The following is a 21908-nucleotide window of genomic DNA, read 5'->3' as shown; positions in this document are numbered from 1 at the left end:
TTATTCTTCATCATCATATTGGCTGTAATACTCAGGAGAGAGATTACTAAAACGAGTATATTGGCCTTCAAAGGCAAGGCGAACAGTACCAATTGGACCATTACGCTGTTTACCGATGATAATTTCTGCAGTGCCTGCTTCTTTCGATTCTTTGTTATAGACTTCATCACGGTAAATAAACATGATTAAGTCGGCATCCTGCTCAATCGCACCAGATTCACGTAAGTCAGACATTACTGGGCGTTTATTCGGTCGGTTTTCCAGACTTCGGTTAAGCTGAGATAGTGCAATCACAGGACAGTTCATTTCTTTAGCTAAAGCTTTTAAGCTACGTGAAATTTCCGAGATCTCACCAACACGGTTGTCACCCATGCCCGGAACTTTCATCAACTGTAAATAGTCGACCATGATACAGCCGATTTTACCATCATGCATTTTTGCGATACGTCTAGCTCGGGCACGAACTTCAGTAGGTGGTAGGGCAGAGGAATCATCAATATACAAATGCATTTGTTGAAGTTGCAGAATGGTACCCGTTACTTTAGTCCATTCATCAGCATCCAAATTACCTGAACGTAAATGCCCTTGATGCACTTTACCCATAGCTGAAATTAGACGCATCGCAATAGAGTCTGCTGGCATCTCCATAGAGAATACGAGAGCTGGGAGTTTATTGTATTGCAAAACACTTTCAACCAAGTTCATGGCGAAAGTAGTTTTACCCATAGATGGACGTGCTGCGACAATAATCAAATCACCCGGTTGCATACCAGAAGTTTTATTATCGAGCTCTAAGAAGCCAGTCGTTAAACCAGTAATATTTCCGTCTAATTTTGAAAGTTCATCAAGTTTACTAATTACATCGGCAGTTACAGAACTAATTGCTTTAGGTCCAGAATCTTTTTTATTGTTGTTATGTTGTTCTGCTAAAGAGAAAATACTCGTTTCGGCTAAATCTAAAATTTCACTTACACCTCGACCTTTTGTGTCGTAAGCATTTTGTAAAATTTCAGTACTTACCTTAATCATACTGCGTAGTGTAGAAAATTCTTTAATTTTAGTCGCATAAGTTTCAAGATTATAGAAACTCGAAGGTGAGTCAGCCATAAGCTGCATCAAATATTCTTCACCGCCAATCGCATCGAGTAAATTTTGTTTTAAAAGCCAGTCGTTGACCAAAACCGCATCATACGGTGAGTTTTCCTGTGCTAATTTTTCAATTGCACGATAAATATATTTATGACGAGTAGCATAAAAATCATTTTCTTTGAGTAAGTCACTGACTTGTTCAAAAGATTCAGCAACGGTCATCAGCGCAGCAAGTACAGCTTGCTCAATGGCTAAATTGTGTGGGGGAGTGCGAAACTCTTTAAGTTGGCCTGATTCACTCGTCTTATTTTCTGTTGGAGATGAAAGGGTTAAAGAAGTGGCATTCGCCTGAGACATAATTAGACCTGATGATAAAATGTGTACACAAAAAGGGTTTTAAGCCGAGAACTATCTTAAAACAAAACTAAATAAACTACCTAATTAAAAAACCAATTAAACTGAAGAACTGATCAGGAATTAATATATCTAATTTTATTGCTTAAATTTAAGAGATAAAAAAAGAGCATGCGTAAGCATGCTCTTTTTTTGATGAGAAATTACTCAGATACGATAGTAACGAGAACTTCTGCAACAACATCATGGTGCAATTGAATTGCGATGTTGAATTCACCAGTGTGACGAAGCGCACCGTTTGGTAAACGAACTTCTGCACGGTCAACTGTAAGACCAGCATTCGTTAACGCGTCAGCGATGTCACGAGTACCGATAGAACCGAAGAGTTTACCTTCGTCACCAGCTTTAGCAGTGATAACGATGTTAACTTCGTTCAATTGTTCAGCACGTGCTTGAGCAGCAGCTAATACTTCAGCTTCTTGCTTCTCAAGTTCAGCACGACGAGCTTCGAAAGCAGCAGTGTTAGCTTCAGTAGCTGCAACTGCTTTACCTTGAGGGATAAGGAAGTTACGGCCGTAACCAGCTTTAACTGATACTTTATCGCCTAATTTACCAAGGTTCTTAATGCGTTGTAATAAGATAACGTCCACAGATCACCTCACTTATGGTTGTCAGTGTACGGAATCAAAGACAAGTAGCGAGCTTGTTTGATAGCAAGCGCTAATTGACGTTGATAACGAGCTTTAGTACCAGTGATACGGCTAGGAACAATCTTGCCGTTTTCAGTGATGTACTGTTTTAAAGTATCGATATCTTTGTAGTCGATGTACGCAACATTCTCAGCTGTAAAGCGGCAGAACTTGCGACGACGGTAAAAACGTGCCATTGATGTTCTCCTTATTCAGCTTCTTGAGCAACTTGCTGTGCTTCTTCACGTTGAGCTTTACGCGCACGCTTTTCTTCAGCACTCTTAGCAAGCAATGACTCTTCAGTGATTGCGTGTTCACGACGGATGATAAGGTTACGAATGATCGCGTCGTTATAACGGAATAATTCTTCTAACTCATCAAGCGTAGATTGACCACATTCAACATTCATAAGAATGTAATGCGCTTTGTGAATTTTGTTAATTGGGTAAGCCAATTGACGACGGCCCCAATCTTCTAAACGGTGAATTTGACCATCAGCTTCTTTGATCTGAGAGATATAGCGTTCAACCATACCTACAACTTGATCGCTTTGGTCTGGGTGTACCAAAAGTACGATTTCGTAATGACGCATTGTCAGCTCCTTACGGTTTAAACAGCCCCTAATAAAATTAGAAGCAAGGAGTCATAGCTAAAAATATAAATAGCTACGTCGCAAAAAATGCGAAGGCTGAATTATAGGTAAAAATTAGACTAAAAACAAATCTTTTGATGAGAAATATAAAAGTTATTTGAGAGAGGAGGAAATCCTCCCTTAATTAAAAGAGAGGAAGATTTGGAGCAGGGGATTGATAGGTAAAGCTAAAACTTAAACTTAGCAAAGTAATTAAGATTACTGAGTAAAGGAAAAAGCGTTTAGCCCAAAGTTGGTCGTTTTCGGCTTTAAATCCAATAATTGATAAATAAAACCAGTATGCGGTCAAAGCATTAAAGGTAATCAAGAAAAATACATTGGTGTAGCCAAAACAATATAACCCATTCAAAACAGCTGCAAACAACAGGATATAGATTACACATTCAATTTTCGTGCGATAAATGGAACGTGCTACAGGCAAGATAGGAATTCCCGCATTTTTGTAATCATCAAAACGATAAATTGCAATTGCCCAAGAGTGAGGCATTTGCCATAAAGCGTATGCTAAAAACAAAAGCAAGGCTGCCACATCAAATTGATGAGTTACTGCTGTATAACCAATAACAGGAGGGCTCGCTCCGGAGATACTACCAATGACGGTTTGATGGATTGAGGTACGTTTAGTCCACAAACTGTAAAAACCGACATAGACAATAAAACCAATCATTGCAAACAAAAATGCGTAACCATTTACACCAAACCACAAAATGCTAAAACCCATTACTCCGAGTACGAAAGCATATACAAGCGCAACAGTAGGAGAGATGGTTTTTTTAACGAGTGCACGGTTTTGAGTGCGCTGCATCTTTGTATCAATATCTTGATCTATAACATTATTAACCACACAACCTGAAGCAACAACTAATGTTGTTCCAATGAGAGTGAGCAATAATAATAAGATGTCTATAGAGCCTTGGGCGGCTAAGAAGAAGCCGCCCAAGGTGGTAATGAAATTACCGAAGAGAATTCCTGGTTTAGTCAGGAATAAATACTTTTTCAACATGACAATCAGTTTAGATCATCATATTGTAGTGAAGGTAATTCATAATCCACACAGAACCGATTAAAAGTACAGCGATACATAGGATTGTGTAGATAAATGCAATCATATTCCAACGTTGTTCAGATGATGTATTCATGTGTAAGAAGTACACAAGTTGTACAAGAACCTGAGCAACGGCAGTGATTGCAATCACTGTAACCAAAAGACCGCGGCTGAAACCACCCGCCATCACCATCCCGAATGGGATGATGGTAAGGATGACAGAAAGAATAAAGCCAACAGTGTATTGCTTAAAGTTACCGTGTGACGCACCAGCAGCATTATGCTCATGACTACTCATTAGAGAACTCCCAGTAAGTAAACGACGCTGAATACACAGATCCAAACGATGTCAAGGAAGTGCCAGAACAAGCTTAAGCAAGCAAGACGACGTGTATTCGGTAAAGTCAAACCTTTAGTTTTGATTTGATACATCAGTACCAACATCCACACTAAACCAGAAGTTACGTGGATACCGTGCGTACCTACCAAAGTAAAGAACGATGATAAGAAAGCACTGTGAGTTGGACCATGACCTTCTTCTACAAGGTGATGGAATTCATAGAGTTCCATCCCGATGAAGGTTGCACCAAAAAGGAATGTAATAAATAACCAAGTGATCACTTGATTTACATTCTTTTTATAAGATGCAAGTACCGCAAAACCGAAAGTCACCGATGAAATCAATAAGGCAAATGTTTCAGTTAACACGTAGCCTAATGATTCATGGAACAGGTCATATGCACTTGGAGTTCCTGGTGGAACATGACTGCTTAATACAGCGAACGCAATGAAGAGTGATCCGAAAAGAATCAAGTCACTCATCAAGTATGTCCAGAAACCAAAGACCGTTAAGTCAGTATCATCATGTTCATGATGACCATCATGGCCGTGGTTGTCGTGATGAAGTACTTCAGCCATTTCCTTAGTCCTTCTTCAAGTGTTTTTCAAGTAAAGCATAGCGTTCGTTTTCAATACGCTCAACTTCTGCAGCTGGAACATAGTAATCAACATTCTTAGTGAATGAGCTTACGATCAAGCTAACAACAGCTGCAACGAATGAAACAACAACGAGCCACCAAATATGCCAGATGAGTGCAAAGCCAAGAAGAGTAATGAACATTGCAATGACAAAACCAGCAGCACGGTCAGTCGGCATGTGGATGTCTTCATATTTAGTATTACGTGCGTATGCTACACCGTTCTCTTTGTCAGTCCAGAAACGGTCAATACCGCTTGCATCTGGTTCATGAGCAAAGTTATAGAATGGAGCAGGGGAAGAAGTAGCCCATTCAAGTGTACGAGCATCCCATGGATCGCCTGTGTAGTCCATGTTTTGGTGACGTTGTAAGAAACCAACGATGATTTGCATTAAGAAACATGCAATACCAATTGCAACAAGAACAGCACCGAATAATGCAATCGCAAGGTATGGGTCCCATTCAGGGTTGTCATATGTATTCAAACGACGAGTCATACCCATGAAACCAAGGATATAAAGTGGCATGAATGCAAAATAGAAACCGAAGAACCAGAACCAGAATGCAGCTTTACCCCATGCTTCATTGAGCTTCCAACCAAACATTTTTGGCCAGTAGTAAATGATGCCGGCAAACATACCAAACACCACACCACCGATAATTACGTTATGGAAGTGAGCGATCAAGAATAATGAGTTGTGTACAAGGAAGTCCGCAGGTGGAACAGCCATAAGTACACCAGTTAAACCACCAATACCGAATGTTACAAGGAAGCCAAGCGTCCATAACATTGGAGTAGTAAAGGTGATGCGACCTTTATACATGGTGAATAACCAAGAGAAGATTTTCACACCAGTAGGAATCGCAATAACCATGGTCATGATACCGAAGAACGCGTTAACGTTCGCACCAGCACCCATGGTGAAGAAGTGGTGAAGCCATACAACAAATGCTAATACAGTAATTGCAATTGTTGCATATACCATAGACTTGTAACCGAACAACGCTTTACGAGAGAAGGTTGCAACGATTTCTGAGTATAAACCAAATGCTGGTAATACCAAGATATATACTTCAGGGTGACCCCATGTCCAGATCAAGTTCACATAAAGCATTGGGCTACCGCCAAGCTCATTTGTGAAGAAATGGAAACCGAAGTAACGGTCTAATGTAAGCATCGCAAGAGTACCTGTTAATACAGGGAAAGATGCAATGATTAATACAGCCGTACAAAGTGAAGTCCACGTGAAAATAGGCATATCCATCAATTTCATGCCAGGCGCACGCATTTTGATGATGGTAACGAAGAAGTTAACACCAGATAAAAGCGTACCTAGACCAGAAACCTGAAGTGCCCAGATATAGTAGTCAACACCTACACCAGGAGAATATTGAATACCAGACAGAGGAGGGTAAGCCATCCAACCAGTCGCAGCAAATTCACCTAATACAAGTGAAAGCATCATTAAACCAGCAGCACCAGCGAATAACCAGAAGCTTAAAGAGTTTAATAATGGGAAAGCAACGTCACGAGCACCGATCTGTAAAGGTACAGAGATGTTCATCATACCTACAACTAGACCCATTGCTACGAAGAAGATCATGATTACACCGTGAGCGGTGAAGATCTGGTCGTAATGGTCAGGATGTAAATAACCTTCACCACCGCCTTTAGCGAGGAAAAGTTGTAAACGCATCATGATCGCATCGGCGAAACCACGCAAAAGCATGACAACAGATACGATGATATACATGATACCAATCTTTTTATGGTCTACAGTTGTAAACCATTCTTTCCACAAATATCCCCATTTTTTGAAATAGGTGATACCGCCAAGCACAGCAATTGCACCAAGTGCCATAAAGACCATGGTGACAAGTACGATTGGCTCTGTCGGGATAGAGTCCCAACCCAATTTACCAAAAATCATATCCATGTCTTATTCCCCTTGAGCAGCGTGTTCAGCTGCAACATGAGTTTCTGCTGTTGTATGTGCAGCAGAGTGGTCAGCACCATGATAGTTACTCATATAGTGGTTGATAATTGTTTCAAACAATTTTGGTTCAACTGAAGAGTAATAAGTCACAGGGTGTGGCTTAGTCGGGAACGGTTTCATCGCTTCTGCTTTAGCAAGCGCTTCTTGGTCACCAGCAGCTTTAGCACGATTTACTAAATGCTCGATTTGGTGCTTAGAACGATCGCCATCACGTAAGGTTGCCAATTCAGCTTGGTCAAGCGTAGTTTTTTGAACTGCTTCTGGGTTAATAGTTGTACCATTACCTGCTTTAACAGCCGCTACCCATTCGTTGAATTGTTGCTCTGTAACGCTATGCGCTTTGAAACGCATTTGAGAGAAACCATAGCCTGAGTAGTTAGAAGAGAAACCACGATATACACCAGTTTCATTTGCTAACAAATGAAGGTGAGTTTGCATACCTGCCATTGCATAAATCTGACCGCCTAACTGTGGAATGAAGAATGAGTTCATCGTGAAGTTAGAAGTGATTTTGAAACTTAACGGAGTTTTCTCTGGGAAACGTACTTCGTTAACAGTCGCAATGTTTTGTTCAGGATAAATAAAAATCCACTTGAACTGTTCAGCAATAACCTGAATAGTTAAAGGTGCTTTATCTGATTCTAAAGGACGGTATGGGTCATACTTGTGGGAACCCCACCAAGTTAACCAAGCTAAAATACCAATAATAATGACAGGAATACCCCATACTACAACTTCAATTGCAGTTGAGTGTGCCCATGTAGGTTTATAGTCTGCATCTTTATTTGACGCACGATATTTCCAACCAAACCATAATGCCATGATGATTGAAGGAATCACCACAAGTAACATTAAATAGATCGCAGTCATCATAAGGTCACTTTGACCTTGACCAACTGGACCTTTAGAGTTTAGAAGTACCATATCACCACCACACCCAGTCAAAAGTGCGGCAAGCGTTGATAAAGACAATACAGCTAAAATCGTTTGTCTCATTTTACAACCTCGGTGAAGAGTCCCATTCCCTAATTAAATATGGGATAGCGATTAAAGTGTCGCATGATTGAGAACGCTAGTCTTAAAAATTAGACTTCTCAATGATGTGACACCGCTACGTTGTAGGGCATTATGCCTCATATCGACAAACTAAGCTACACATAAAGTCGTCTGAAATAATTGTTTTAAAACCCGATTTTTTTTGTAGGGTATCTAATTTCAACAGAGCTTTTATTTAAATATCAACTCTCTATGGAAAAAAAGGAGGCGAGGTGCCTCCTTTTTTTTAGACATTAAATGAATGAGTCATTTACTATCATTTGATCACTTTTGTTCTTGCAATTTTGTCATGTAGAGCTTGTCGCTTTTGTCCTAATGCAAAAGCATAGTCAATAATTGTACTAATAGGCATAAATAGTAAGTTTAATATAATGAAAACGACACTTCTTAGAAGGAAGATACGCGTTAAATTAACTTTACCATTGGTTTCGGCATCGACAATTCTAATTCCGACAATTTTTTTACCAATACTTTGCCCAAACTTAGTCAATAAAAATGCTTGAATAGCGAGCATTATCACGACATAAAGTAGCATTGTGTGCCAAGCTTCTATAGGAATAAGGGTAAAAAGCTGCTGTTGAAGTTCAGCTGCTTTAGTTGATGCAACTTCTGCAGATTGCATCTGTTTTTGTAACTCAAAAAGTTGTTTATATTGAGCTTCATTAAAGAAAAAAGACGGAATAGCTGCAATAGGTAGCCAAAGTAATAAGTCAATAATTTTTGCAAGAGCACGAGACGAAATTGAAGCAAGCTCGTGTGTTTTAGTTTCTACACGAATGTGTTGAATGGTCTCATTATAAGGCGTATTTGTATTTGCTGAAAAAGCAGAATAACCAGTAGGTTGATATACAAGTTTACCTTGGGTTAATTCTCCTAAAGCTTTCCATTCTGTCATGCCTTCATGCCAAGCTAAATCAGTAAGCAAAACTTGTTGACTTGCCAACATTTGATTTAGTTGTTCTAAGGTATAAGGCCCAGCTTGTTGATTATTACGTGCCAAGTAAATTTGCATAAGTAAAAATTCTCTATTCTAAAGATGAAAAAAGACCCACGGATGGGTCTTTTTTTATAACAAATTAGATTTGCTTGATTTTTTCTTCAGCAAGGAAGAACCATGTGTCTAAAACCGAGTCAGGGTTAAGAGATACTGATTCAATACCTTGCTCCATTAACCATTTTGCAAGGTCTGGGTGGTCTGATGGTCCTTGACCACAGATACCGACATATTTACCCGCTTTACGACAAGCATGAATTGCCATAGAAAGGAGAGCTTTTACAGCAGCATCACGCTCATCGAACAAGTGAGAAACAATACCAGAGTCACGGTCAAGACCAAGTGTTAACTGAGTTAAGTCGTTAGAACCGATAGAGAAGCCATCGAAGTGTTCAAGGAATTGTTCAGCTAACAATGCATTAGTTGGTAATTCACACATCATGATGACTTTTAAGCCATTCTCACCACGCTTCAAGCCATTTTGAGCTAATAACTCAATAACGCGTTTCGCTTCAGACACTGTACGTACGAATGGGATCATGATTTGGATGTTAGTTAAACCCATTTCATCACGAACTTTTTTAAGTGCGCGACATTCAAGTTCGAAACAGTCACGGAAATTGTCCGAAACATAACGGCTTGCGCCACGGAAGCCAAGCATTGGGTTTTCTTCTTCTGGCTCGTATAACTTACCGCCAATAAGATTCGCATATTCATTTGACTTAAAGTCAGACATACGAACAATAACTGGTTTATCAGCAAATGCTGCTGCAAGTGTAGCAATACCTTCAACTAGTTTTTCAACATAGAATTCTACAGGTGATGCATAACCAGCTGTACGGGTCATTACCGCAGCACGAGTTTCGCGAGGCAAGCTTTCAATGTTCAGAAGAGCTTTAGGGTGAACACCGATCATACGGTTAATAATGAACTCTAGACGAGCAAGTCCAATACCTTCGTTTGGAATTTGAGCAAAGTCAAAGGCACGGTCAGGGTTACCTACGTTCATCATGATTTTGAATGAAAGTTTAGGCATAGATTCGATAGAGTTACGTTGAACTTCAAAATCTAACGCGCCTTCGTAGATGAAACCAGTGTCGCCTTCAGCACAAGAAACAGTAACTTCTTGACCATCAGTCAATACTTCAGTTGCGTTACCACAACCTACGATTGCTGGTACGCCAAGTTCACGGGCAATAATTGCCGCGTGACAAGTACGGCCACCACGGTTAGTAATGATGGCAGCAGCACGTTTCATTACTGGTTCCCAATCTGGGTCAGTCATGTCTGATACAAGTACGTCACCGTCTTGTACTTTGTCCATTTCTTTAATTGAGTTAACAATACGGACTTTACCAGAACCAATACGTTGACCGATTGAACGGCCTTCACAAAGTACAGTACCTTTTTGCTTGAGTAGGTAGCGTTCCATTGTGCCGACATTTTGACGGCTCTTTACAGTTTCAGGACGAGCTTGAACAATATAGATTTGACCATCGTCACCATCTTTTGCCCACTCGATATCCATTGGAGCGCCATAGTGCTTTTCGATAATAAGCGCTTGTTTCGCTAACTCTTGTAACTCGTGATCATTTAACGCGAATTGTTGACGTTCTTGTTTTTCAACGTCTACAACTACAACAGATTTACCCGCTGAACCTTCTTCACCATAAATCATTTTCTGGTGCTTAGAACCAAGGTTACGGCGTAATACCGCGTGTTTACCTGCATTTAATAATGGTTTAGAAAGATAGAATTCATCCGGGTTAACGGCACCTTGTACAACCATTTCACCTAAACCGTAAGATGCAGTAATAAATACAACATCACGGAAGCCAGACTCAGTATCAAGGGTAAACATTACGCCTGCAGCGCCAGTTTCAGAGCGAACCATACGTTGAACACCAGCAGAAAGCGCAACTAGACTGTGTTCAAAACCTTGGTGAACGCGATATGCAATAGCACGGTCATTAAATAATGATGCAAATACTTCTTTTACAGCAATTAATACGTTATCAATACCGCGAATATTCAAGAAAGTTTCTTGCTGACCGGCGAACGATGCATCCGGTAAGTCTTCTGCAGTAGCAGACGAACGAACAGCAACAGCAATATCTGGGTTACCATTTGAAAGTGCAGCAAATGCTTCACGAATTTCTTGTTCTAAGCCAGGTGTAAGTGGAGTCTCTACAATCCATTGACGAATTTTAGCGCCAGTTTCTGCTAAGGCATTTACATCGTCAACGTTAAGCTCTGCAAGTTCTGCTTGAATTCGAGCGTTAAGACCGCTTTGGTCTAAGAACTCACGATAGGCATCAGCAGTTGTTGCAAAACCACCAGGTACCGATACACCAGCATTTGATAAATGGCTGATCATTTCACCCAAAGATGAGTTTTTCCCACCTACGAGTTCGACATCGTGTTTCCCTAATTTTTCTAGACCGATTACGCGCGCTTCCAAAGTTTTCACTCCACTTTTGCAGTATTAATGTCTATCTTGGCATGAAATTAAAAAATAAAGTGCTTAGTTGAGAATTTTACTAAGCGACAGTCATGTAAGATCAGTTTACTATAAAGATTATATAGCACTAAGACAAATGTTTAAGGAGAATTTTAATGTCAGAAAGTAAACAATTTAAGCGGAGTGTTTTTTTTATTTCTGATGGAACTGCGATTACTGCCGAGACCCTTGGACATTCGTTATTAGCCCAATTTCCTAACGTAGATTTTGATATTCACATCATGCCTTATATCACCACTGAAGAGGCCGCAATGGCAGTGGTGGTCGAGATTAACAAGTGTCAGACCAGAGATGGTTGCCTGCCATTAGTATTTGATACTTTGGTCGATCCGCATGTGCGAGAAATTATTAATACGGCTAAAGCGGTTAATCTGGATGTGTTTGAAGGGTTAATTAGTAAGCTGGAACAGGAGCTTGGAACCCCGCCTACAACTTTAGTAGGACAGACTCATGCCGTGACCGATTCGGAGTATTACAAAGCCCGGATTGATGCTGTTCATTTTGCGCTTGATAATGATGATGGAGCACGTACCCGCCATTATGACAAAGCTGATTTAATTTTAATTGGGGTGTCTCGTTCCGGTAAAACACCGACTTCTATTTATCTATCTTTGCAATTTGGTATCCGTGTTGCTAACTATCCTTTAACCGAAGAAGATTTAGATGATAATCGTTTACCGGCAGTTTTAAGAGAGCACCGCAGTAAATTATTTGGTTTGATGATTGATGCAGAGCGCTTGGTTGCCATTCGAAGTGAACGTAAAGCGAATAGCCGATATGCAAGTTTTAGCCAGTGTCAGATGGAGTTGCGAGCTATTGAAGGTATTTATATTTCTGAGGGAATTAAATACTTAAATGTTACCGAAATGTCGATTGAAGAAATTTCTACTCGTATTTTACAAATGACAGGCTTAAAACGTCGTATTGGTTAATTAAGTCAATTATTTATTTTAACCATTCAATTTAAACTTTATTAATATGATTAAATTGAATGGTTTTAAATATAAAACAAATTAAAAATAAAAGTTTTAAATATAAAACCATTTATATAAAAATGTTTTTGATTGGTTAATGTTAAGTGTGTTTTGTGCAAATTAAATATATTCAAAAAGAATAATTTTGAAAAGAAATGTATATAAAAGAATAATCTATATTTTTATAAATGTTTGTTTTTAGGTGGCTTTTAAAAAAACAAATACTTTTTTTCTCCATATTTATTATTTGTGATTAAAGGTGCTAGTTATTTGATTATTGTGATGTATGTCACATTTTTAACTATACTTTCCCATCTCGATATGGGACTATTCGATTCTCAAAATGCTAAAGAAATGTGTTTTTTCATTGGTCTATCTCTTGCCAATTCATTTATACGCTGCTCAGGTTGATGTATTGCGTGAGCAAGCTATTCAAAATTATAGAGCAGGACAAACTCAACAAGCTGTATCTCAACTAGATCAATTGCTAAATAAATACCCGCATGATCAAAAGCTGCTTGCTGATTATCTGTTTATTATGTCAAGTGAAAAAAGGGATCTTACGAATTTTTCACGGTTTTTGGTAAATATTAATTATGTAGACTTTCCAGAATATGCAAAGTTACCTTTAATTCAAAATTTCCGTGATTTTAAGCATTTTAAAACTGCAATTGACTGGTCAAATAAGTTCAATATTCAAAAGTCAGTTGATGGGCGTATTTTATTATCGGTTTTGTATGCTGAAGCTCAAGATGTGGCGAATGCTAAAGATCAGTTGTCGAAGATCGATATTAAAGGTTTAACTGCTGATCAGTTGGTACGGGTTGCATATGCTTATCGTTTAATAAATTTACCAGTAGATGCTTTAGCTACAGTTGAGCATGCTTATCAACAACAACCAAAATCTTCATCCGTTTTACAAGAATATGTTTATGATCTAATTGCTATTGGCTCATATAAGAAGGCACAGCAATTGCTGCAAGCGAGCGAAAAAACTGAACAAACAGTGCAAATGCTGCAGACTTTACAAGTTAGTGAGTTTTCTCAACATATCAACAATGCAATTGCTCGATATAAATATTTAAATCGCGAAGGTCTATCCGATGCCGAAAGCTTTGCTGAATTAGATAAAGTGCTGGAGCAAGGACAAAAAATGCATCAGCAAATGAATCCTTCCGATCCTAATTACTTACGATTTTATTACGATTATTTATATGGATTAGATTTTAGAGGGCGTTCAAAAGCAGTTATAGAGAATTTCACCCAGTTGAATATTCCACTCGAAAAATTACCGGCATATGTACGTCATGCAATTGCGGATAGTTATTTGGCGGAGCAAAAACCGAAAAAGGCCGAGTTTGCTTATAAAACGCTTTTAACCGAAAAGAATTATCCGGATATGACCGTTTATACGGGACTGTATTATTCTTATATTGAACAAGAAAAATATAAGGAAGCTGAACAACTTCTCGCTGAAGTTGATCGGCTTATTCCAACTTATAAATATAGTCAGGCTAAGGGTGTAGATAAAATCAGCCATCCTGATCGTGATGATTATATTGCTTTACAAGGAATGCATTTAGCCTACGCTAATCATCTGGATCAAGCTGAAAAGCATTTTCAAAAAAAAGTAGAGCAGGCGCCTGCGAATGAGAGCCTGATTAATAATCTTGCGCGTGTAGAACGTTGGAGAGAAAAACCGCTAGAGGCAAAAAAAACAATTTCCCGGTTAAATGGTATAGATCCGATTGCTAAAGACACCCGCATTAATGAAATGCAAAATGCTCAAGCTTTAGGTGATATTCCGACATGGCGAAAAACCACACAAAACTTAGTGCAATATTACCCTGATGATAGTGGGGTCATTAAAAGTCGAAAAGAATTAGAAGATCGTAATAGAGCCACAATTTCACACTCAACCACTTGGGGGCAAAGTAAGGCCGACGGTCGCGATACTGTAAGTGGGCAGAATGGTTTAAAAGACCGTGAAATGGAAACGCGTCTTAATAGCCCTTGGATTAAGGATAATTATCGTTTATTCGCTTGGCATCAAGATCGTTATGGTGAGTACCGTTTTGGCGATGTGCATGACCAGCGTTATGGGGTCGGAGCAGAATGGCAGGCGAACCGTAAGGCGTTGGCGGCAATTGTGTCGCAAAGTACGGATGGTGGACAAGCAGGAGTCCGTCTTGATTGGTCCCAATGGCTAAATGACCACTGGCAGTATCAATTGCAATATAACAGTCAGGCTGACATTCCTCTACAAGCCCTTGATGCAGGGGAAGATGGTCAATCTTACCGAGCTGCTGTTACATGGCAAAAAGATGAATCTCGCCAGATTGGCGCGAGTTACGGTTTAACTGATATTAGTGATGGTAACAAACAACAAGAATTTTCAACATTTTGGCGTGAAAGGCTATTCGACGCACCTCATCATATTACTTATGGCACTGTTCGAGGTTTCTACGGTACTAACAGCCAAGATCAAACAGCTTATTTTAGTCCAAGTTCACATTACAGCGCTGAGATGAACTTAAGTCATGATTGGGTGACTTGGCGTGAATATGAGCGTTCATTTAAACAGCATTTTGAAGCGGGTGTAGGCCTTTATAAACAGGCCGATTACTCTGCTAAACCCACTTACTCTTTGCAATATCAACATCAATGGCAGCTATCACGGACATGGCAGCTCAATTATGGAATTGGTTGGCAATACCATCCTTACGATGGACATGATGAACAACATACCTACGGTATTTTTGGATTTGAAGGGCGTTTTTAATGAATAATTTATTGTCGAAAATGTTGGGCTGTGCCTTGGTCTCAACATTGTTGCCTCTGCAATTTGCATATGCCCAGATAGAAAAAGATTTACCAAAAAATCATACGGTTTCTTTAACCTTTCATGATGTCAGGGATGATGTCTTAAAAGAAGGGGATCGGGATATTTATGCAATCCAAACGAAAAATTTAGCACAGTTCTTTGACTGGTTAAGTCAATCTGATTGGAAGCCCATTCGCTTAAAAGATATTGAAGAAGCGCGTAAACAAGGTAAGGAATTACCTCATAATTCTATTTTGTTAACTTTCGATGATGGTGCTTTAAGTAGTTATAGCCGTGTATTTCCATTACTTAAGCAATATCAGATTCCGGCAGTATTTGCACTTCCGACCAGCTGGCTAAATGGGAATACACAAGCTGGCTATGAAGCTTATGGGCAAGGAAATCTAGTCAATTGGAAGCAAGTGCGAGAAATGCAAGCTTCGGGCTTAGCCGAGTTTGCAAGTCATAGTGATGATTTGCATCATGGAGTATTGGCTAATCCTCAAGGGAATGAACAGCCTGCTGCGACTTCTTACGCGTATTTAAAATCACAAAAGCGTTATGAAACGGATGCAGAATATCAACAACGTATTTTGCAGGACTTAAAAAAATCATACGCCGTTTTAAAGAAAGAAGTGGGTGTTGAACCTAAGGCAATTATTTGGCCTTATGGCGCTGTGAATGAGCAATTAGAAAAATTGTCTCAAGAAGCCGGCTTTATTTTTTCTTTCAGTTTAGGACGTGATGGAATGAATAGGGTGAGTGACTCGACTTTTAAACGTAGTTTGGTCACTAATAATCCTACAGCTGAGCAATTAACAGAGGGTATGATCAATATTCTCAACTTTGAAGAATTAGATTTATTTAAGCAACCTCGCCACTTTGTGAGTATGGACTTAAAACAGTTAGCTGCTTCAACTAATACTCAGTCAGATGAGAAACTAGGGTTATTGTTATCCAAGCTTTATAGCTTAAAAAATAACACATTGATATTGAAACCTTTAGATGATCAAGATGGCGATGGGCAGTATGACATTGCTTATTTGCCAACAAATCAACTAAGCGTCCAGCAAGATATTTTGAACCGAACTTTATGGCAGGCACAAACTCGTGCCGGACAGTCGGTTATTTTAGAGTTGCCTGTATATCCCCAAAAAAATAAACCGTTTTTGGTGGCAGATTTAGCGAAGGATATCGCACGTTTCAATAGTAATTTAAGTGGTATTCAACTTAATGCTGGAACCACTTTAAATTGTGCTATGCAAAGCACAACAATAAAAGAAAATGCCTGTGCTGACCAATTAAAACAGCTTACATATGTGAGCCAGCTTACTCAAAAGGCTGTGAAGCCTTATTTAAACATGAGTAATCAGGCTCAGTTTAGTTTATTGCTTACACCTGATTTTGAACATATTGAAAATTTACCAACGCTTTTAAAAACGCTGTTATCCCAACATGATTTAGTAAATCTTAAGTTCAATATAGTGGGTAAGCAAAAACAGTTTAATCACGTATTAGCAATTTTAAATACGCTTGATGCGAAATATAAACAGCGCATTATGCTGACTTTATCATTACCCGAAAATAGTCAGCAAAATGCCTGGCAAGAAGTGAAACAAGGTCTTTTCAATATTCAGCGCATAGGTATTCAGAAATTTGGTATTGATGGCTATACCAATGAAAACTCAAAAAATGTTCATGAATATTTATATAACCCGATTAGCTTGAATTCGAGTTCGGTTATGTATCAGCCCTTTGCAGGTCTCGCGACTGAGGGGAAAAAGTAATGAAAGTATTACTCGATATATTATTTGCTTTTGCCTTTTTATATCCGTTGTTGATGGCTTGGACATGGATGGTAGGAGGTCTCTGGTTTTTCTTTAAAAGGGAATATCATGAGCAGCAACTGCTTGAGCCATCAAGTGAAGGGTGCAGTATTATTATTCCTTGCTTTAATGAAGAAGCTCAGGTCCGACAAACGATTCGTTATGCCTTACAGACAAAATATCCGAATTTTGAAGTCATTGCTGTAAATGACGGAAGTAGTGACAGCACTGCAGAAATTCTTGATGAACTGGCAGCTCAAGACGCCCGATTAAGAGTTGTGCACCTGGCAGAAAACCAAGGTAAGGCAGTGGCTTTAAGATCGGGAGTGTTAGTAAGTAAATACGAATATCTAGTGTGTATTGACGGAGACGCTTTATTACATCCTCATGCAGTACTTTGGCTTATGCAGCCTTTTTTAAATTTTCCAAGAATTGGTGCTGTAACCGGTAATCCTAGAATTTTAAATCGCTCAAGTATTTTAGGTAAATTACAAGTTGGCGAGTTCTCTTCAATTATTGGCTTGATTAAGCGCGCACAAAGAACATATGGCCGTATTTTTACAGTATCAGGCGTTATTGCAGCTTTTAGAAAGACCGCTTTGGTTCGCGTGGGCTTTTGGTCTGATGACAAAATTACGGAAGATATTGATATCTCTTGGAAGCTCCAAATGGACCATTGGGACATTCAATATATTCCTCAAGCACTTTGTTATATCTATATGCCGGAAACCTTTAAAGGCCTTTGGAAACAGCGTTTACGCTGGGCACAAGGTGGGGTAGAGGTATTATTAGAATATATTCCTAAAATGTTCAAACTCCGCTTGCGCCGTATGTGGCCGGTAATGCTCGAAGCGTTAGTCAGTATTATTTGGTCATATGTGATGATTATGATTTTTATTCTATTTTTTGTGGGATTATTTGTGGATTTACCGCAACAATTTCAAATTAATTCACTCATGCCGCAGTGGTATGGCGTGATATTAGGTGGAACATGTCTTGTTCAATTTCTAGTAAGTTTATGGATAGACCATCGTTATGATCGTGGTCGGCTTTTTAGAAATTATTTTTGGGTAATTTGGTATCCATTATTTTTCTGGTTACTGACATTATTTACCAGTGTTGTTGCTGTACCTAAGACTATATTTAATACAAAAAAACGTGCTCGTTGGGTAAGCCCTGATCGAGGCTTCCGTGGAGATCACTCATGAAAAATGATGCAAATATCGACGTAGAAGTTTTAGATATACCTGAATATATTGATCAGCCTGAATATGTGAAAAATAAAACCGCAAACTATACGTTACAAACAATAGGTTGGTTTTGTTTAATGTGGCTGCTTTTTCCACTCGTTTCATTATTTTTATGGATTTTTGAAGGGCACCTCATTTATGACTATGTGTGGGTAGATCATGTTTCAGAAGTGAAAACTTTATTGCATTTACTTCTGTTAATAGGTCTGAGCGCACTCATTTTAATTTTATGGGCAAGTTATAACTGGCTTAGATTTCATGGAGATGATCGTCGCAGCAAGGCCCCGAATAGCTCTGTTGAGTTGCTGGCCTCACAATTTATGGTCAGTACCGAATCATTATCAGAATTACAAAAGTCCCAGCGCATCATCTTACATTATGATGAGCAGGGGTATTTAACTCGATATGATTTGAAATGAGTGAGAAAAAAAGCATGGTCTATCAACCATGCTTTTTTATTTTTAAGGTGTGGTTCTGATAATGATATCAACGGGTCGTTGAGTGCCATCCATACTATAAATGGCTGTATCGGTAACTTTTACAATCGGCCAAGTTTGTAGTTTGCAATTTGCTCTTTGCAGTGCAGTATAGTAGCTATCCGATTTAAAAAATGTTTTATTTGCCCGTGCGGTATTGGGCGTCAAAAGTCGTTTAAGCCATGTTTCATTTACTTGGGTTTCAAGAAAACGTAGAGCTAAGATGCTTTTAACACGATTGTTAAATAACCTCCGGTTCTTGGCAATAAGTGGATGGGTAATTAATCGATGTATACCGATTTGACTGTGAGGTAAAATAAAGTGAGGCGTAATTTGAAATACCGTTACAAATTTTGCCTGTTGGCAGATTTTTTCTAAATGCGTTACGGTCTCCTGATCCGTTCCAATAATGGCTACATTTAAATGAGAAAAATCAAATTCTTTAAGTTTATTTGATGGCAGAATTTGACCAGTGAAGGCTTCAAAATCCTCAACTGTATTTTGAAAAATAGCTGATTTAGCGACATTATTTTTAAGGTCAATACTCATTTTCCAAAAGTCCTTTTGGTTTTCATTTATGATGATTTTTTATCGTTTTAATATAAATAACCAAGCAAGGAGTCTGGGTAAAGTATTTTCAGATAGGTGGTTATCTCATGCTTGATATAGATTCAAACATGAGATGTTGCATATATATTAATTTCCTGATTTTACTTGCATTAATTGGGTGAAGCTATCTAAGCGTTTAGCTGTGTCGTATACATCACAAGTAAAAATAAACTCATCGACTTCATAAGTGTCCAGAAGTTTTTGCAGACCCGAACGTACTGTTTCAACTGAACCGATTTGTGCCATCGTATAGAAGTTTTCAACAGAAAGTTGTTCTGCCGTGTTCCATAATCCCTGCATAGATGTAACTGGTGGCTTCAGTTTGAGACTTTCCCCACGAATTAATCCTAATACACGTTGATAAGCACTTGTTGCCAAGAACTGTGCTTCTTCATCTGTATTAGCAACGACAACTGGAACACCCATTGAAACGTAAGGTTTATCTAGATATTCAGAAGGCTCAAAATTCTCACGATAAAGTTCAATGGCTTGACCAAGCATACGTGGTGCAAAATGTGATGCAAATGAGTAGGGTAAGCCAAGTTTTGCAGCCAACTGGGCACTAAATAAGCTTGAACCTAACAACCAGACAGGTACATGAGTATTTTGTCCAGGTGTCGCAATAATCTTTTGGCCCACTTGAGGTGCTTTGAAATATTGCAAGATTTCTACAACATCTCTCGGGAATTGATCTTCTGTTTCCTGATGTCCGCGGCGTAAGGCACGCATAGTGACCTGATCTGTACCTGGAGCGCGGCCTAAACCTAACTCAATACGGTCTGGATATAAAGTAGCTAATGTACCGAATTGTTCTGCAACCACTAACGGAGCATGGTTTGGCAGCATGATCCCGCCTGAACCTAAACGAATGCGCTGGGTATGAGCCGCGATAAAACCAAGTAAAACAGCTGTTGCCGAACTCGCAATTCCATCCATATTATGATGTTCTGCAAGCCAAAAACGGTCATAACCTAACTTTTCTGCATGTTGGGCAAGCTCTAATGCATGACGTAATGAAAACTCTATAGTTTTATCATCACGTATAGGGGCAAGCTCCAAAATTGAAAATTTAGTATCTTGAAGTGATCGCATGCGATATTCTCGGAAAACGTTATATCGAAATAATACGATATAAAGAAGCCATTGTATATCGTTTTTTTTCGATATGGCTTTCTTCCTAAAATAAAAAAGCACCACTAGGGTGCTTTTTTAGATTGATATATAAATTAACGATGTTTGTACCAACCACGGTGTAAACCGTTGTCATGACGGTAGTTACCACCTCTGTAATAGCGGCGATCACCATCATAATATCTACGGTCATCACGATCATAACGACGGTCATAACGGTCATCATAGTTACGATCTTGGGCAACTTTACGACCTAGAGCAGAACCACCAGCGGCACCAACTGCTGCACCGATATATCCGCCATTTGTACCGCCCATGTTTTTACCAACGGTGTAACCTGCGCCACCGCCTAAAGCACCACCAATAGCCGCTTCTGTACGGTTACGACGGTCGCTTGCTGCAGCAGCACCACCAGCACCACCTAAAGCTGCACCAATTGTTGCACCTGATGTACCGCCGATACTTTTACCGATTGCTGTTCCTACTACACTACCTAGAGCAGAAGTTGCCGCTACACGGGTACCATTATCTGCATGAGCAACTGTAACCATAGATGTTGTTGCGATTAATGCACTTGCTAACCAAACATTCATTTTCATTGTGGAACTCCATGCTCTTTTCAATAACGAGCAATCTTTATGTCTTGAGCTAAATGTAATTAAAAATTTCGAGAAAATTATGAAGAAGGCACATGCGGATACGATAGTTTTGTGTCTGCTTTGTATTGTTTCTATTAATATATGGATAAACTATGAGCAACTATCTTGGAAACCAAAATTTTTAGTTATAAAAAAACACCCGAAGGTGTTTTTAAGCCGATTTCATCACGGTAATTAGTGACGATGATGACGGTGTTTTTTCTTCCAATATTTAGAAGAACGATCTGCATCACGGTCTTTAGAAATTTTATTACCTAAAGCAGAACCACCTGCTGCACCTAAAGCAGCACCGATGTAACCACCGTTTGTACCACCCATGCTTTTACCAACAGTATAACCTGCACCGCCACCTAAACCACCGCCAATTGCAGATTCTGTACGGTGACGACGGTCACTTGCAACTGCTGCACCACCAGCACCACCTAAAGCAGCACCAATTGTTGCGCCAGATGTACCACCCATGCTTTTACCAATTGCAGTACCAGCAACACTACCTAAAGCAGAAGCTGCTGCTACATGAGTTGTGTTGTCAGCATGTGCTACAGTTACCATAGAAGTAGCTAAAACAGCACTACATAATAAAGCATTTAATTTCATCATTTACTCCGTGTCCCAAGTTACAGGACCTTAATATCTTTCGTTACGGCAAATGTAACAAAACACTTCTCTTTAAATGTGGAGAACCTTCACTCGATTATTGGAGTTTAGTGTCTTCTTTGTATGCTTTCTATTAAAATAGAATATTTACTATTCACCTAGAAAAATTAAATACCATTTACATATAT

At 39.1% G+C, this 21908-nt stretch carries 20 protein-coding genes; 5 read left to right on the top strand and 15 right to left on the bottom strand.

Going from position 1 to position 21908, the window contains the following annotated elements:
• The 11 genes from dnaB to ppsA form a co-directional block, all read right to left on the bottom strand.
• The gene (gene dnaB / locus MKL62_RS09505; RefSeq protein ID WP_000075891.1) at positions 1 to 1446 is read right to left on the bottom strand and encodes a replicative DNA helicase; all 1446 of its coding nucleotides are present in this window, start codon (positions 1444 to 1446) and stop codon (positions 1 to 3) included.
• 200 nt (positions 1447 to 1646) lie between these two features.
• Complete coding sequence (gene rplI, locus MKL62_RS09500) at positions 1647 to 2093, bottom strand: 50S ribosomal protein L9 (RefSeq protein WP_000382591.1); 447 nt, start codon at positions 2091 to 2093, stop codon at positions 1647 to 1649.
• An 8-nt stretch (positions 2094 to 2101) separates the two neighbouring features.
• Positions 2102 to 2329, bottom strand: a complete 228-nt coding sequence (rpsR, locus tag MKL62_RS09495; RefSeq protein WP_000090661.1) for a 30S ribosomal protein S18 — start codon at positions 2327 to 2329, stop codon at positions 2102 to 2104.
• Positions 2330 to 2340: 11 nt separating this feature from the next.
• Entirely contained in the window at positions 2341 to 2724 is a 384-nt protein-coding gene (gene rpsF / locus MKL62_RS09490) for a 30S ribosomal protein S6 (RefSeq protein WP_001216679.1), read from the bottom strand.
• Between the two features lie 184 nt (positions 2725 to 2908).
• Complete coding sequence (cyoE, locus tag MKL62_RS09485) at positions 2909 to 3787, bottom strand: heme o synthase (protein ID WP_000915319.1); 879 nt, start codon at positions 3785 to 3787, stop codon at positions 2909 to 2911.
• 10 nt (positions 3788 to 3797) lie between these two features.
• On the bottom strand, positions 3798 to 4127 hold the full coding sequence (locus MKL62_RS09480) for a cytochrome o ubiquinol oxidase subunit IV (RefSeq protein WP_000094534.1): 330 nt from the start codon (positions 4125 to 4127) through the stop codon (positions 3798 to 3800).
• On the bottom strand, positions 4127 to 4747 hold the full coding sequence (cyoC, locus tag MKL62_RS09475) for a cytochrome o ubiquinol oxidase subunit III (protein WP_000852577.1): 621 nt from the start codon (positions 4745 to 4747) through the stop codon (positions 4127 to 4129). The genes MKL62_RS09480 and cyoC overlap by 1 nt, the downstream gene beginning before the upstream one ends.
• Before the next feature lie 4 nt (positions 4748 to 4751).
• The gene (gene cyoB, locus MKL62_RS09470) at positions 4752 to 6743 is read right to left on the bottom strand and encodes a cytochrome o ubiquinol oxidase subunit I (RefSeq protein ID WP_000367186.1); all 1992 of its coding nucleotides are present in this window, start codon (positions 6741 to 6743) and stop codon (positions 4752 to 4754) included.
• 3 nt (positions 6744 to 6746) lie between these two features.
• Complete coding sequence (cyoA, locus tag MKL62_RS09465; protein WP_001250044.1) at positions 6747 to 7799, bottom strand: ubiquinol oxidase subunit II; 1053 nt, start codon at positions 7797 to 7799, stop codon at positions 6747 to 6749.
• A gap of 316 nt (positions 7800 to 8115) precedes the next feature.
• Entirely contained in the window at positions 8116 to 8871 is a 756-nt protein-coding gene (locus MKL62_RS09460) for an RDD family protein (RefSeq protein WP_001167811.1), read from the bottom strand.
• Positions 8872 to 8935: 64 nt separating this feature from the next.
• Positions 8936 to 11323, bottom strand: coding sequence for a phosphoenolpyruvate synthase (ppsA, locus tag MKL62_RS09455; protein WP_000853480.1), 2388 nt, complete (start codon positions 11321 to 11323; stop codon positions 8936 to 8938).
• Positions 11324 to 11469: 146 nt separating this feature from the next.
• On the opposite strand from ppsA, the gene ppsR reads away from it, so the two are divergent.
• The 5 genes from ppsR (at position 11470) to pgaD (ending at position 18667) form a co-directional block, all read left to right on the top strand.
• The gene (gene ppsR / locus MKL62_RS09450; protein ID WP_000004354.1) at positions 11470 to 12306 is read left to right on the top strand and encodes a posphoenolpyruvate synthetase regulatory kinase/phosphorylase PpsR; all 837 of its coding nucleotides are present in this window, start codon (positions 11470 to 11472) and stop codon (positions 12304 to 12306) included.
• A gap of 385 nt (positions 12307 to 12691) precedes the next feature.
• A complete protein-coding gene (gene pgaA / locus MKL62_RS09445) occupies positions 12692 to 15130 on the top strand; it encodes a poly-beta-1,6 N-acetyl-D-glucosamine exporter porin PgaA (protein ID WP_005128348.1) in 2439 nt (812 codons plus the stop codon).
• Positions 15130 to 16959 (top strand): poly-beta-1,6-N-acetyl-D-glucosamine N-deacetylase PgaB, encoded by a 1830-nt coding sequence (gene pgaB / locus MKL62_RS09440; protein WP_005128350.1) that lies wholly within the window; start codon positions 15130 to 15132, stop codon positions 16957 to 16959. Before pgaA ends, pgaB begins: the two co-directional genes overlap by 1 nt.
• A complete protein-coding gene (pgaC, locus tag MKL62_RS09435) occupies positions 16959 to 18206 on the top strand; it encodes a poly-beta-1,6-N-acetyl-D-glucosamine synthase (protein WP_005128352.1) in 1248 nt (415 codons plus the stop codon). Before pgaB ends, pgaC begins: the two co-directional genes overlap by 1 nt.
• Positions 18203 to 18667 carry a poly-beta-1,6-N-acetyl-D-glucosamine biosynthesis protein PgaD gene (gene pgaD / locus MKL62_RS09430; protein WP_000786639.1) on the top strand — a complete coding sequence of 155 codons (465 nt, stop codon included), beginning with the start codon at positions 18203 to 18205 and terminating at the stop codon, positions 18665 to 18667. Before pgaC ends, pgaD begins: the two co-directional genes overlap by 4 nt.
• Before the next feature lie 42 nt (positions 18668 to 18709).
• Here pgaD and MKL62_RS09425 read toward each other — a convergent pair whose 3' ends face one another.
• From MKL62_RS09425 to MKL62_RS09410, 4 genes are all read right to left on the bottom strand, one after another.
• Entirely contained in the window at positions 18710 to 19273 is a 564-nt protein-coding gene (locus MKL62_RS09425) for an NAD(P)/FAD-dependent oxidoreductase (protein WP_000020764.1), read from the bottom strand.
• Positions 19274 to 19420: 147 nt separating this feature from the next.
• Positions 19421 to 20425: an LLM class flavin-dependent oxidoreductase gene (locus MKL62_RS09420; RefSeq protein ID WP_001257204.1), complete on the bottom strand. Its 1005-nt coding sequence runs from the start codon at positions 20423 to 20425 to the stop codon at positions 19421 to 19423.
• 134 nt (positions 20426 to 20559) lie between these two features.
• Positions 20560 to 21063 carry a hypothetical protein gene (locus MKL62_RS09415; RefSeq protein ID WP_000783724.1) on the bottom strand — a complete coding sequence of 168 codons (504 nt, stop codon included), beginning with the start codon at positions 21061 to 21063 and terminating at the stop codon, positions 20560 to 20562.
• A gap of 234 nt (positions 21064 to 21297) precedes the next feature.
• Positions 21298 to 21720 (bottom strand): glycine zipper domain-containing protein, encoded by a 423-nt coding sequence (locus tag MKL62_RS09410; RefSeq protein ID WP_000772607.1) that lies wholly within the window; start codon positions 21718 to 21720, stop codon positions 21298 to 21300.
• Between the last annotated feature and the right edge of the window lie 188 nt (positions 21721 to 21908).

Origin of the sequence: Acinetobacter sp. AOR01_HL (assembly GCF_027855455.1) — a bacterium.
GTDB classification, from domain to species: domain Bacteria; phylum Pseudomonadota; class Gammaproteobacteria; order Pseudomonadales; family Moraxellaceae; genus Acinetobacter; species Acinetobacter baumannii.
Note: the sequence above shows the minus strand (reverse complement) of the source record. Positions and strands in the feature narration are given on the sequence as shown.